The organism is Rathayibacter sp. AY1B8, assembly GCF_002932775.1.
GTDB lineage: Bacteria > Actinomycetota > Actinomycetes > Actinomycetales > Microbacteriaceae > Rathayibacter.
In genome coordinates this window covers 89,765-102,839 of sequence record NZ_PSWJ01000006.1, presented here as the reverse complement: position 1 = coordinate 102,839, position 13,075 = coordinate 89,765, and the positions used below count along the sequence as shown (strand labels likewise).

Below are 13,075 nucleotides of genomic sequence, written 5' to 3'. Positions count from 1 at the left end.
TTCATTCTGCCGGACGCTCCCTCGGGAGCAGCCGGGGGTGCGGGGGCTCAGCCCGCGCGGGGCGGGGCGCCCGGTCCGGCGCTGATCTGCAGGGTGATCTCCGCGCCCCGGGAGACGCGCGACCCGGCGGGCGGGTTCGTCTGCGCGACCGTCCCTGCCGGGCGGTCGGAGGGGACCGGAGAAGTGTCGACGCGGACCGTGAAGCCGACGGAGCGCAGGCGTGCGGCCGCCGCAGAGGGGCTCTGGCCGGTGACCTGGGGCACGGCCTCCTGCGGAGCGTCGACGAGCGAGCGGACCGGAGCCGGGAACGCCGTCCCGCCGTACTTGGCGTCGGCGATGCGCATGATGCGCGGCCAGATCTGGTGGCGCACCTGACCGGCGTTCACCCGGTTGAGACTGAATCCGCGCATGGAGGTGAAGCCGGTCACGTTGCCGACCCAGGTGGCGGTGGCGACCTCGGTGCTCGCGCCGACCATCCACGTGTGCAGCGCGTCGTCCGTGGTGCCGGTCTTGCCGATGTGCGGCACCCCGGTGCGGGGGTTGGAGGGGGCGCCGGTGCCGCCCGTCACCACCTGCTGCAGGGCGTAGCCGGCGGTCGCGGCCACCTCCTCGGACATCCCCTGGCTGCACTCGGAGGCGGGCGGCGCGACGTCGGCGCCCGTGCGGTCGACGATGCGGTCGATCGCGATGGGCGTGCAGACGGTGCCCTTGTTCGCGAAGCCGGCGAAGGCCGTGGCCATCGTGAGCGGAGCGATCTCGTTGGTGCCGAGGATGGTCGGCGCGAGCTTCTGCAGCTCGGTCCCGTCGGCACGGTGCACGCCCATCGCCAGCGCCGTGTTGCGGATGCCGCAGAGGTCCAGCTGCTGGGCCATGGCGGCGAACGAGGTGTTGATCGAGCCGGTCGTGGCCTGCAGGGCCGTGGTCACTCCTCCGTTGCCGCCCTCGTCGTTCCCGGGGTTCCAGGACTCGCCGTAGTAGACGCCGTCGGGCTCGCAGCTGTCACGGAAGGTCGTGTAGGCGCGGCGGGTGCCGTCGACGCTCTCGCCGAGCGAGTGCCCCTCCTGCAGCCACTCCGCCAGGGTGAACACCTTGTAGGTCGAGCCGACCTGGAATCCCGAGGATCCGCCGTACCCGAAGTCGGTGTTGTAGTTGACGCTCGTGTAGTTGGGGCCCGTCAGGTCCGGATCGTTGGAGTAGTCCTTGTTCTGGGTCATCGCGAGGATGCGGCCGGTGCCGACCTCGACCGAGACGCTCGCGCTGCCGATGTTCACGTTCGCCATCGACTTGGGCACCCAGTCGTCGGTGGCCGAGACGGCGGCCTGCTGCAGGTCGGAGTCGAGGGTCGTGTAGATCCGGTAGCCGCCGCGCTTGAAGGTGGCGTCGCGCTCGTCCTGGCTCGCACCGAACGCGTCGTCGTTCTTGATGACCCAGGTGACGTAGTCGCAGAAGAAGGCCGCCACTCCGGCCGTCTGGCAGCCGGTGCTCGGCTCGGTGATGTCCGGCGTCACGGGCTCGGCGACGGCCGCCTGCGCCTGCTCGGACGTCACCTTCGACTCGAGGTCCATGCGGGTGACGATGTAGTCGCGCCGGTCCCGGGTCTGCGGGTAGCCCTCCGCGGCGGGGTTCGCCGGGTCGCCGGGCCGGTCGAAGCGGAACTTCTCGGGGTTGTTCACGATCGCGACGAGCGCGGCGGACTGCGCGAGCGAGAGGTCCTTCGCGCTCACTCCGAAGTAGTAGCGGGCAGCCGCCTCGACGCCGTAGACGGTGCCGCCGAACAGGGCGATGTTGAGGTAGCCCAGCAGGATGTCGTTCTTCGGGTACTCCTTCTCGAGCCCGATGGCGAGCCGCATCTCGGCGACCTTGCGCTCCGGAGTGGTCTCCGTGGCCTCGCGGTAGGCCGCGTCGCGCTCGATCGGATCGCTGAGCGCCTCCGCCTTCTGCACGAGCACGTTCTTGACGTACTGCTGCGTGATGGAGGAGCCGCCCTGGACGTCCCCGCCCATGGCCGTCGTCGCGGCCGCGCGGACGGTGCCGAGCAGATCGATGCCGCCGTGCTCGTAGAAGCGGGGGTCCTCGGAGGCGACCACGGCGTCCTTCACGAACGGCGAGATCTCGTCCCAGCCCACCTCGACGCGGTTCTGGGCGTAGAAGGAGGCGAGCAGCACGTCGCCGCCGGAGGAGTCCTTCGCGTACACGTCGCTCTTCTCGGCGAGCGTGCCGATCTCGAGGTACTCGGGGAGGTTGTCGAACATCTCCACCGTGTTGCCGGCGGCCATGCCGCTCAGCGCGATCGCCGGCGTCACCGAGGCGGCCACCAGGACTCCCGCGACGACGCTCATGGCGACGATGCCGATCAGACCGCCGACGGCGCCCCCGATGGTCTTCACGACTCTGGTCCCGCCCTGCCCCGACATAGAATCAGCGTAGTCGCCGCGCTCGGACGAGCCGCGGCGCTCATCCCGCCGACGCGCGGCGCCCAGCAGTCGTCCCGCACCGGCCGCACCCGAGGAGAGCCATGTCCGTCCCGCGCTGGGAGTACATCACCACCCCGCTGATGATCCACAACACCACGGCGATCCTGAACACCTGGGGATCCGAGGGCTGGGAGCTGGTCCAGATCGTGACCGGTCCCGAGGGCGGCCTCGTCGCGTACCTCAAGCGCCCCGTCGCCGAGGCCGGCGCGTGATCGCCGAGCGTCTCGCGGAGCTCGGCGTCGAGCTGCCGGCGGTCGCGGTCCCCGCCGGCGCCTACGTCCCCGCCGTCGTGCACGGCGGCCTCGTCTACACGGCCGGGCAGATCCCCTTCGTCGACGGCTCTCTGCCGATGGTCGGCAAGGTCGGCGACGAGGTGTCGCCCGAGCAGGCGAAGGACCTGGCCCGCACCTGCGCCCTCAACGCGCTCGCGGCCGTCGCCGACGCGATCGGATCGCTCGACCGGGTGACGCGGATCGTGAAGCTCACCGGCTTCGTCGCGTCCGCCTCCGGCTTCACCGGGCAGCCCGGCGTGATCAACGGCGCCTCGGAGCTGCTCGGCGACGTGTTCGGCGAGCCCGGCCGTCACGCGCGCTCGGCCGTCGGGGTGGCGGAGCTGCCCCTCGGCGCTCCCGTCGAGGTCGAGCTGATCGTCGCCTTCGACTGACGCACCGCCCCCTCCGGCCCACGCGGCGGGAGGGGGCGTGCGGTGCCCGGTCAGTCCGCGGCGATCGCGGAGGAGATCACCGCCATGACCTGCGTGTCCGCGAGCGTCGTCGTGTCGCCCACGGCGCGTCCCTCCGCCACGTCGCGCAGCAGCCGGCGCATGATCTTCCCCGAGCGGGTCTTGGGCAGCTCCTGCACCACGAAGATCCGCTTCGGGCGGGCGATCGCGCCGATGTGCTCGGCGACGTGCGCCTTCAGGGTGGCCTCGAGCTCGTCGTGTCCGTGGGCCAGCGCCTCGGCCTGGCTCGCCTTCGCGATCACGAACGCGACCACGGCCTGGCCGGTGGTCTCGTCCGCGGCTCCCACGACGGCCGCTTCGGCGACGACAGGGTGCGAGACGAGGGCCGACTCGATCTCGGCGGTCGAGAGGCGGTGGCCGGAGACGTTCATCACGTCGTCCACGCGCCCCAGGAGCCAGAGGTCGCCGTCCTGGTCGCGACGCGCTCCGTCACCCGCGAAGTAGCGGTCGCCGAACTTCGACCAGTAGGTCTCGACGTAGCGCTCCGGGTCGCCCCAGATGCCGCGCAGCATCGCCGGCCAGGGCTCGGTGATCACGAGCAGTCCGCCCTCGTCGGCGCCGACCGGCGTCCCGGCGTCGTCGACCACGTCGATCGAGATCCCCGGCAGAGCGACCTGCGCGGACCCGGGCTTGAGAGTCGTCACCCCGGGCAGGGGGGACACCATCATCGCGCCGGTCTCGGTCTGCCACCACGTGTCGACGATGGGGGTGCGGCCGCCGCCGATGACGTCGCGGTACCAGACCCACGCCTCCGGGTTGATCGGCTCGCCGACCGATCCGAGCAGGCGCAGGCTCGAGAGGTCGAAGCGCTGCGGGATCTGCCGGCCGAGCTTCATGAAGGAGCGGATCGCCGTGGGAGCCGCGTAGAGGATCGTCACGCCGTGCTTCTCGACGATCTCCCACCAGCGGCCGGGATGCGGGCTGTCGGGAGTGCCCTCGTACATCACCTGGGTGGCGCCGTTGGCGAGCGGGCCGTAGACGACGTAGCTGTGCCCGGTGATCCAGCCCACGTCCGCGGTCGACCAGTAGACGTCCGACTCGGGGTGCAGGTCGAAGACCGCGCGGTGCGTGAAGGCGACCTGGGTGAGGTATCCGCCGCTGGTGTGCAGGATGCCCTTGGGCTTCCCGGTCGTGCCGCTCGTGTAGAGGATGAAGAGGGGCTGCTCGGCGGGGAACGGCTTCGCGACGTGGTCGGCGTCGACCGCCACGATCTCCTCGTGCCACCAGAGGTCGCGCCCCTCGTGCCAGGCGACCTCGTTGCCTCCGCGGCGCACGACCAGGACGTGCTGGACGCTGGACTCGCCGCCGAGGGCGAGCGCGGCGTCGACCGCCGGCTTCAGGGGCGAGACGGCGCCCTTGCGCCAGCCGCCGTCGGCGGTGATGACGAGTGTCGCCTCCGCGTCGTCGATCCGCGCGCGGAGGCTCTCGGCGCTGAAGCCGCCGAAGACGACGGAGTGGACCGCCCCCAGCCGGGCGACGGCCAGCATCGCGATGACCGCCTCCGGGATCATGGGCAGGTAGATCGCGACGCGGTCGCCGGCGCGGACGCCGAGGCTCGTGAGCAGGTTCGCGGCGCGCTTCACCTCGGCGGTGAGCTCGGCGTAGGTGATCGAGCGGGAGTCGCCGGGCTCGCCCTCCCAGTGCAGGGCGACGCGGTCGCCGTGGCCGGCCAGGACGTGGCGGTCGAGGCAGTTGTAGGCCACGTTCAGCTCACCGTCGTCGAACCACTTCGCGAACGGGGGCTCGCTCCAGTCGAGGGTGCGCGTGAACGGTCGGTGCCAGTGCAGGAGCTCTCGGCTCCGGTCGGCCCAGAAGGCGAGGCGGTCGGCCGCGGCCTCGTCGTAGAGCGCGGCGGTCGCGACCGCTCCGGCGGCGAGATCGGCCGGCGGCGGGAACCGGCGGGTCTCGTGGAGGAGGTTGTCGATGGCGTTCCGGTCGGCGGCCGGGGCGTCGGGGGGAGTGGACATCTGCGATTCGCTCCTTCGCGAGTGAGACGTTCGCCGGCCCGCGCGGTCGGCGTCGCACCACCGTAGCGCCCGCCTCCAGCGCGGATCGCCGAGCGCCGCAAGCTGGGTGCGGGGCGGGTGTCGGATAAGAGTCCGCAGAGAACAGGATCCGGGCTTGGCGAATCGCGATCCGTCCCCTACAGTTGCATACGGCCGAATGAACTTCGGCCCAGCGGCGCAAGTGATTCCCCCCAATCCAGCGCCGCCGAGGCGGCACCTGTTCCCCCCAATGGGTGCCGCCCCCTTCTTCCCGCCGGATCCGGCGGAGGGACGCCCCCGCTCGAGCCCTGCTCGCGGGGGCGTTTCGGCGTTGCCGGGACGTCTCCTCGTCGACTGGGCTTCTCTGCGCCGTGGGGCCCCTCCTCGGAGCGGCTCCCTGCCGAGAGCCCCGGGCCGCCCCTGCGCGCGCGTCCGGCCCGGGTCGTTCCTCCACAGGCGCCGACGCGGGCGTCTCTCCTCCGATCGGGCAGGGAGCGCCCCGGCGCGCGGAACGGGCTCCTAGCGTGCCGGGATGACCCGCGACTTCGTCCCCCTCGTCCCCGCCGAGCACCGCCGCGACCCGCTGCCGGTGCGGCCCGCCGCCGCCGGTCTCGGGCTGCTCGCGCCGCACGCCGCGGACCCCGCGGTGACCGACCTCTTCGTGAACGGCGGCGCGGGCCTCTGGATCGACCGGGGCGGTGGTGCGGAGCGGGTTCCGGAGTGGACGCTCGACGCCGCCGGAGCACGGCGGCTGGCCGTCGCGCTGGTCGCGGCCGGTGGACGGCACGTCGACGAGGCGAGCCCGTGCGTGGACGTCAGGCTCCGCCACGGGGTCCGCGTGCACGTCGTGCTGCCGCCGGTGGCGACCGGGGGAGCGCTCGTGTCGGTGCGGGTGCCGCGGTCGGACTCCTGGACGCTCGGGGAGCTGCAGGCGGCCGGGATGCTGGACGACGACGGAGTGCGGCTTCTGCGCCGGGCGGTCCGCGAGCGGTGGAACCTGCTGATCACGGGAGCCGGTGGATCAGGCAAGACCACCCTGCTCGGCGCCCTGCTCGGGTGCGCGGCGCCGACCGAGCGGATCGTGGCCATCGAGGACGTCGGCGAGCTCCGGCCCGCGCATCCGCACGTCGTCTCGCTCGAGGCGCGGCAGCCCAACCTCGAGGGCGCCGGTGCCGTGGGCCTGGACCGGCTCGTGCGGGAGGCGCTGCGGATGCGTCCGGACCGCCTGGTCCTCGGCGAGTGCCGCGGCGTCGAGCTGCGCGAGCTGCTGTCCGCGCTGAACACCGGGCACGACGGCGGTGCGGGGACCCTCCACGCGAACTCCCTCGAGGACGTGCCCGCGCGTCTCGAGGCGCTCGGGGTCCTCGCGGGACTCGGGCCCGAGGCGATCGCCCGCCAGACGGTCAGCGCGATCGACCTGGTGCTCCACCTCGAGCGCCGCGACGGGCGGCGGCGGCTGGCGGCATCCGGGACGTTCGCGCTCGACGCGGCCGGCCGCCTGAGGGTCGAGGACGGGTCGCTCCCGAGCGCCTCGAGGTCGAGCGCGTGACGGGCCGCGACGGGCTGGACGAGGTCGCGGCCGTCGTGCACCGACTGGCCGTCCTCCTCGCGGCGGGAGTGGCTCCCGCGTCGGCCCTCGGGCATCTCGCGGGGGCGGAAGGGGCGGACAGCGGGGACGCGCGGCGGCGGCGACTGCTCCGGGCGGTGTCGGAGGAGGCCGGCCGCGGGGGCGACGTGACGGAGGCGCTGCTGCGCGGGACGCCGGTTTCGCGGCGGAGCGGCTCGGAGCGGAAGCGGCCGCGACGGCGAGCGCCGGACACCGGTGAGACGACCGCGTGGGCGGCGCTGGCCGCCGCGTGGCGGGTGGCCGCCGACTCCGGCGCGCCGGTCGCCGCCGCTCTCGGCGAGCTGGCGGAGTCCCTGCGCGAGCTGGCGCGCGCCCGCCGGGACATCGAGGTGGCTCTGGCCGGTCCCTCCGCCACCGGGAGGGTCGTGAGCGCGCTGCCGCTGGCGGCGCTGGGTCTGGGGGCACTGCTGGGCTTCGACGTGGTCGGCGTGCTCCTCGGGACGGTGCCCGGTGCGGTCTGCCTGGTGGGGGGAGCCGGGTTGATGGCGGCCGCGCACGCGTGGACGCGGCGCCTCGTCCGAAGCGCGGCCCCGGCCGATCCGGCGCCCGGGCTCGCGCTCGACCTCCTCTCGGTGGCGCTGGCCGGTGGCGGCTCGATCGAGTCGTCGCGCGCCCGGGTCGTGGCGGCGCTCGCCGAGTGCGGGCTCGACTCGGGCGAGCGCGTGCTCTCCGACGCGGACCCGGTGCTCGCCCTCTCCGCGGCGGCGGGCGTGCCGGCCGGACGCCTGCTCCGGAGCGAGGCGGCTCTGGTCCGGGCACGGGCGTCCTCCGGGGCGCGGGAGCGAGCCGCTCGGCTCGGCGTGACCCTGATGCTGCCGCTCGGGATCTGCGTGCTGCCGGCGTTCCTGCTGCTCGGAGTGGCTCCGATGGTCGTCTCGGTGCTGCTCTCGACGTTCTCGGTGGCGGCGTGACGCGGTCGACCGCTCCTCCACAGGGGCGGGATCGGGAAGCGCCTCCACGGATCGGCCGGAGGGCCGATCGGCGGGATCGGGAGTCCGCGATCCTCGGAGGAGGGGCACGGAGCGGGGCGGAACGGAGCAGGACGGATGAGAAGTGACACGGCGATCAGCGGCGGGGGAGTCTCCCGGAGTCGAGGACTCGGTAGGAGCAGGGATGCGGGAAGTGGTGTGCCCGGAACGAGCCGGGGCTCGAGGAGCGGCGGAGGTGCGGCGTCCGGCGGAGGAACGGGCATCGACGTCTCCGCGGGGCGCGTCGAGTGGCGCCGACCCGGGTGGGGAGGTCTCGGCGCTCAAGGCGACGAGGAGGGGTCGGCGACGGCGGAGTACGCGATCGCGACGATGGCCGCGGTCGGTTTCGCCGGGCTGCTCGTGGTCATCCTCAAGGGCGACGAGGTGCGGAGCATCCTGACCGACCTGGTGACCCGCGCGCTCACCGCGGCGGGATGAGAGGCCTTCCGCTGCTGCGCGGGCGGCTCGTCCAGGAGGAGGGCTCGGCCACGGCCGAGCTCGCGCTCGTGCTCCCGGCGGTGGTCGCGGTGCTGGCGCTGTGCCTGGGGTCGGTGGCGGCCTCGGCGCAGTACGTCCGGCTCGTCGACGCGGCCGCCGACGCGGCCCGGTCCGCGGCCCGGGGCGACGACCCCCGCGCGCCGCTCGCCCGGGTGACGGGGGCGTCGCTCACGGCGGGGGAGCAGGACGGACTGGTCTGCGTCGACGTCTCGGCCCGGCTGCGCCCGCTCCCGGCGGTGTCGCTCCCGGTCTCGGTCCGGTCCTGCGCGCTGGGCGGGGGCGGATGATCCGCCGACTCCCCGGGGCTGTCCGCGACCGGGAGGAGGGCTCGGCCGCGGTCGTGGCGATCGGAGTCGTCGCGGGCACGATCCTGGTGACGGCCGCCGTGCTCGCCGGCTGCGCAGGAGTCGTCGGGCACCAGCGAGCGGTCGCCGCCGCGGACGCCTCGTCCCTGGCAGCGGCCGACGTCGCCTCCGGCCTGCTGGCCGGGGATCCGTGCGGACGTGCCGCCGCCGTGGCCCGCGCGAACGGCGCCGAGCTCGTCCTCTGCGACGTCGACGGCGGCGTCGCGAGAACGGAGGCGGCCGTCGCCGCGGGTCCGCTCTCCCTCACGGCGCGGTCGAGGGCCGGCCCGCCGCCCTGAGGCCGGAGGCAGCAGCGGGCGTCGTCCGGACCGAGGTTCGGACGACGCCGCGGGAGCGCGTCAGTCGGAGGAGAGTCGCTGGTACCGGTACGCGGCGGCGGTCGGCAGGGCGCCCGCGCCCTCGTCGTGCTCGAGGCCGCCGGCGAGGAGGTAGATGTAGCGGGAGCCCGCCCTCGCCCCGGGGATCTCGAGGCGTGCGGCGGGGGCCTGATCGTCGCCGTATCCCCGACGGAGGGTCTTGCCCTCCAGCGGTCCGTCGAGGAGCTTGGCCGTGTAGGCGGAGGTCGTGGTGGTGTGCGTCGTTGCCATGCCTCATCATGCGCCGATCGGCGCCGCGCGTCACCCCCGTCGACGGCAGGCCGGGCAGGCGGCTCCGAGGCCGTGTCCAGCGTCCTCCCGAGGTCCCCGTGTCCTCGGGAGGGGGCAGGACGTCCGGGGTCAGTGTGTATGGTGTGCCTGTCGGGCGCCCCCGCCGATGGGGACGCGTCGCCGTTCCCCGCACCACGTCGCCGCGCACCGTCTCCCCGCAGCAGGGGACGTCGGACCACTGGTCGTCCGACCCGACAGCACCAATCGAGGAGAACTGTGTCCGGCACGAAGAAGCTGGTGATCGTCGAGTCGCCGGCGAAAGCCAAGACCATCGCCCAGTACCTGGGCGACGGCTACGAGGTGCTCGCCTCCGTCGGGCACATCCGCGACCTCATCGAGCCGAAGAACCTCCCCCCGGAGCTGAAGAAGGGCCCGCTGGGCAAGTTCTCCGTCGACGTCGACAACGGGTTCGAGCCCTACTACGTCGTCTCCGACCAGAAGAAGAAGACGGTCGCCGACCTCAAGCGCGCGCTGAAGAACGCCGACGAGCTCTACCTCGCCACTGATGAGGACCGCGAGGGCGAGGCCATCGCGTGGCACCTCCTCGAGGAGCTCAAGCCCAAGGTCCCCGTGCACCGCATGGTCTTCCACGAGATCACGAAGGACGCGATCCAGAAGGCGCGCGACAACACCCGGGACATCGACACCTCCCTGGTCGACGCCCAGGAGACCCGCCGCATCCTCGACCGCCTCTACGGCTACGAGATCTCGCCCGTGCTGTGGCGCAAGGTCGGCCCCGGGCTCTCGGCCGGTCGGGTGCAGTCGGCCGCGACACGCCTGGTGGTCGACCGCGAGCGGGAGCGCCTGGCGTTCGTGTCGGCGAGCTACTGGGACCTCGCCACCGTGCTCGCACCCGAGTCGGACGCCGCGGCGGGCTTCGACGCCCGCCTGGCGCGGCTCGACGGCAAGCGGATCGGAAGCGGCCGCGACTTCGACGACCGCGGTCAGCTGAAGGGCGACGTCACCGTCCTCGACGAGTCCACCGCCGGTGCCCTCGCCGAGGCGCTGCGCGACCCCGCCACCACGGTCCGGGTCTCGAACCTCGAGTCCAAGCCGTACTCGCGCCGCCCCGCCGCCCCGTTCACCACGTCCACGCTCCAGCAGGAGGCGGCGCGCAAGCTCCGCTTCTCGGCGCGCCAGACGATGAGCGTCGCGCAGTCGCTCTACGAGAACGGCTTCATCACCTACATGAGGACCGACTCGCCCGGGCTCTCGCAGCAGGCGCTGAACGCCGCACGCACTCAGGCCGCGTCCCTCTACGGAGCCGAGACCGTCCCGGACAAGCCCCGCCTGTACTCCGGCAAGAACAAGAACGCGCAGGAGGCGCACGAGGCCATCCGGCCCGCGGGCGAGACCTTCCGCACCCCGGACCAGCTCTCGGGCACCCTCCGCGGCAACGACCTCCGCCTCTACGAGCTCATCTGGAAGCGCACCGTCGCCTCGCAGATGGCCGACGCCAAGGGCTCGACCGCCACCGTGACGCTGCTCGCCGAGCCGGCCGGCGACGTCGCGAAGACCGCCGAGTTCACCGCCTCCGGAACCGTCATCACCTTCCGCGGATTCCTGCTCGCCTACGAGGAGGGGCGCGACGAGGAGCGTCACGGCGCCCGCGACGAGAAGGACGCCAAGCTGCCGGTGCTCGAGGTCGGCCAGAGCCTGGTCGTCGCCGAGGTCGAGGCCAAGGGCCACGAGACCTCGCCGCCCCCGCGCTACACGGAGGCGAGCCTGGTCAAGGCGCTCGAGGAGCTCGGCATCGGCCGGCCCTCGACCTACGCGTCGATCATCTCCACCATCGTCGACCGCGGCTACGTCACTCCGCGCGGGACCGCCCTCGTGCCCAACTGGATCGCCTTCTCGGTGGTCCGGCTGCTCGAGGACTTCTTCTCCGACCTGGTGGAGTACGACTTCACCGCCGAGATGGAGGGCGACCTCGACCGCATCGCCGGCGGCGAGGAGGACCGCGTCGCCTGGCTCAACCGCTTCTACTTCGGCGGAGGCACGCACCCCGGGCTCCGACACGTCGTGGACAACCTCGGCGAGATCGATGCGAAGAGCATCAACTCCGTCCGGATCACGGACGACATCACCCTGCGCATCGGCAAGTACGGCCCCTACCTCGAGGTGGCCCAGGAGGAGGGGCAGGAGACGCCGCGTCGCGTCAACCTGCCGCTCGAGCTGGCTCCCGACGAGCTCACGCCCGCCAAGGCGCAGGAGCTCGTCGACGCCCCGGTGCAGACCGACCGCGTGCTGGGAAGCAACCCCGACTCGGGCAAGACCGTCGTCGTCAAGGACGGGCGCTTCGGCCCCTACGTGACCGAGGTCGATCCGGAGCCGGAGACCGCGGCGGATCCCGCCACCGGGGAGGTCGTCGAGCCCGTGCCCGCGAAGCGCGGCGCGAAGAAGCCCGCTGTCGTGAAGCCGCGCACCTCCTCCCTCTTCAAGTCCATGGACGTCGCGTCGATCGACCTGGCGACGGCGCTGCGCCTGCTCGACCTGCCGCGCACGGTCGGTGACGACCCCGAGAGCGGCGAGCCGATCACGGCTCAGAACGGCCGGTACGGCCCCTACATCAAGAAGGGCACCGACAGCCGGTCGCTCACCAGCGAGGACCAGATCTTCGAGGTCGACCTGCCGACGGCGCTCGAGATCTTCGCCCAGCCGAAGTACGGGGCGCGACGCGCGTCGAGCGCGCTGAAGGAGTTCGAGGCGGACCCCGTCAGCGGCAAGCCGATCCGGATCCGCGACGGACGCTTCGGCGCCTACGTGACCGACGGCGAGACCAACGTCACGATCTCCAAGGGCCTCACGATCGAGGAGATCGACTTCGAGCAGGCGGTCCAGATGCTCGCCGACAAGCGCGCGAAGGGCCCGGCCAAGAAGGCTCCGGCCAAGCGCGCGCCGGCCAAGAAGCCCGCGGCGAAGACCACGGCGGCCAAGACGACAGCGGCCAAGACGACGGCGGCTAAGACGACGGCGGCCAAGACGACCGCGGCCAAGACGGCCGCGGCCGCCAAGAAGACGACCGCAGCGAAGAAGCCCGCCGCGCCCCGCGCCACCTCCGCGAGCCGCGCGGCCGCGGCGGCCGCCGCCGAGACGTCGGACGCGACCGAGTCGTGACCGGGCTGTTCGTCACCCTCGAGGGCGGGGACGGCGCGGGCAAGACCACGCAGGCCCGGCTGCTCGAGGAGTGGCTGGGCACGCGGGGCGAGACCGTCGTCCGCACCCGCGAGCCCGGGGGCACCGAGGTGGGCCTGCAGATCCGCGAGATCGTCCTGCACCACCGCGGCGAGATCGATCCGCGGGCCGAGGCCCTGCTCTACGCGGCGGACCGCGCCCAGCACATCGGGACGCTCGTGCGACCGGCGCTCGAGCGGGGCGAGGTCGTCGTGCAGGACCGCTACATCGACTCCTCCGTCGCCTACCAGGGAGCCGGGCGGGTCCTCGACGCCGTCGAGGTCCGGCGGCTCTCGGAGTGGGCCACCCACGACCTGAGGCCAGACCTCACCGTCCTGCTCGACCTCGACCCCGCCGTCGCGCGGGGCCGGCTCGACGCGGCCCGCACCCGCTTCGACCGGCTGGAGGCCGAGAAGGCGGAGTTCCACGGGCGCGTGCGCGAGGCGTTTCTGGCGATCGCCGAGACGGACGCCGAGCGCTTCCTCGTCGTGGACGCCGCTCTCCCCGTCGAGGAGATCGCGGCCGCGGTGCGGGAGCGGGTCGCCGCGCTCCTCGACGGTGCGTCGGCTGTCGGTGCTCGCGGTTAGCCTGGTGG

At 73.2% G+C, this 13,075-nt stretch carries 12 protein-coding genes; 9 read left to right on the top strand and 3 right to left on the bottom strand.

Annotation, left to right across the window (positions count from 1 at the left end; all coding sequences use genetic code 11):
* Nucleotides 1–47: 47 nt before the first annotated feature.
* Entirely contained in the window at nucleotides 48–2,414 is a 2,367-nt protein-coding gene (locus tag C5C63_RS06275; protein ID WP_104325698.1) for a transglycosylase domain-containing protein, read from the bottom strand.
* 101 nt (nucleotides 2,415–2,515) lie between these two features.
* Here C5C63_RS06275 and C5C63_RS16985 point away from each other — a divergent pair, with 101 nt between their 5' ends.
* A complete protein-coding gene (locus tag C5C63_RS16985) occupies nucleotides 2,516–2,686 on the top strand; it encodes a hypothetical protein (protein ID WP_164861113.1) in 171 nt (56 codons plus the stop codon).
* Nucleotides 2,683–3,138, top strand: coding sequence for a RidA family protein (locus C5C63_RS06270; protein ID WP_208543619.1), 456 nt, complete (start codon nucleotides 2,683–2,685; stop codon nucleotides 3,136–3,138). Before C5C63_RS16985 ends, C5C63_RS06270 begins: the two co-directional genes overlap by 4 nt.
* Nucleotides 3,139–3,188: 50 nt before the next feature.
* Here C5C63_RS06270 and acs read toward each other — a convergent pair whose 3' ends face one another.
* On the bottom strand, nucleotides 3,189–5,183 hold the full coding sequence (acs, locus tag C5C63_RS06265) for an acetate--CoA ligase (RefSeq protein WP_104222187.1): 1,995 nt from the start codon (nucleotides 5,181–5,183) through the stop codon (nucleotides 3,189–3,191).
* A gap of 550 nt (nucleotides 5,184–5,733) precedes the next feature.
* Here acs and C5C63_RS06260 point away from each other — a divergent pair.
* The 5 genes from C5C63_RS06260 (at nucleotide 5,734) to C5C63_RS06240 (ending at nucleotide 8,937) form a co-directional block, all read left to right on the top strand.
* Nucleotides 5,734–6,750 carry a TadA family conjugal transfer-associated ATPase gene (locus C5C63_RS06260; protein ID WP_104233736.1) on the top strand — a complete coding sequence of 339 codons (1,017 nt, stop codon included), beginning with the start codon at nucleotides 5,734–5,736 and terminating at the stop codon, nucleotides 6,748–6,750.
* Complete coding sequence (locus C5C63_RS06255; protein WP_104325697.1) at nucleotides 6,747–7,739, top strand: type II secretion system F family protein; 993 nt, start codon at nucleotides 6,747–6,749, stop codon at nucleotides 7,737–7,739. The genes C5C63_RS06260 and C5C63_RS06255 overlap by 4 nt, the downstream gene beginning before the upstream one ends.
* A 216-nt stretch (nucleotides 7,740–7,955) precedes the next feature.
* Complete coding sequence (locus C5C63_RS06250) at nucleotides 7,956–8,234, top strand: DUF4244 domain-containing protein (RefSeq protein WP_258065399.1); 279 nt, start codon at nucleotides 7,956–7,958, stop codon at nucleotides 8,232–8,234.
* Nucleotides 8,231–8,581, top strand: a complete 351-nt coding sequence (locus C5C63_RS06245; RefSeq protein WP_104325695.1) for a TadE family type IV pilus minor pilin — start codon at nucleotides 8,231–8,233, stop codon at nucleotides 8,579–8,581. The genes C5C63_RS06250 and C5C63_RS06245 overlap by 4 nt, the downstream gene beginning before the upstream one ends.
* A complete protein-coding gene (locus C5C63_RS06240) occupies nucleotides 8,578–8,937 on the top strand; it encodes an Rv3654c family TadE-like protein (RefSeq protein WP_104222195.1) in 360 nt (119 codons plus the stop codon). Before C5C63_RS06245 ends, C5C63_RS06240 begins: the two co-directional genes overlap by 4 nt.
* Nucleotides 8,938–8,997: 60 nt before the next feature.
* Here C5C63_RS06240 and C5C63_RS06235 read toward each other — a convergent pair whose 3' ends face one another.
* Nucleotides 8,998–9,246, bottom strand: a complete 249-nt coding sequence (locus tag C5C63_RS06235) for a hypothetical protein (protein WP_104222197.1) — start codon at nucleotides 9,244–9,246, stop codon at nucleotides 8,998–9,000.
* A gap of 276 nt (nucleotides 9,247–9,522) precedes the next feature.
* Here C5C63_RS06235 and topA point away from each other — a divergent pair, with 276 nt between their 5' ends.
* Nucleotides 9,523–12,423, top strand: coding sequence for a type I DNA topoisomerase (gene topA / locus C5C63_RS06230; RefSeq protein ID WP_104325694.1), 2,901 nt, complete (start codon nucleotides 9,523–9,525; stop codon nucleotides 12,421–12,423).
* On the top strand, nucleotides 12,420–13,067 hold the full coding sequence (tmk, locus tag C5C63_RS06225; RefSeq protein ID WP_104233730.1) for a dTMP kinase: 648 nt from the start codon (nucleotides 12,420–12,422) through the stop codon (nucleotides 13,065–13,067). Before topA ends, tmk begins: the two co-directional genes overlap by 4 nt.
* Nucleotides 13,068–13,075 lie beyond the last annotated feature (8 nt).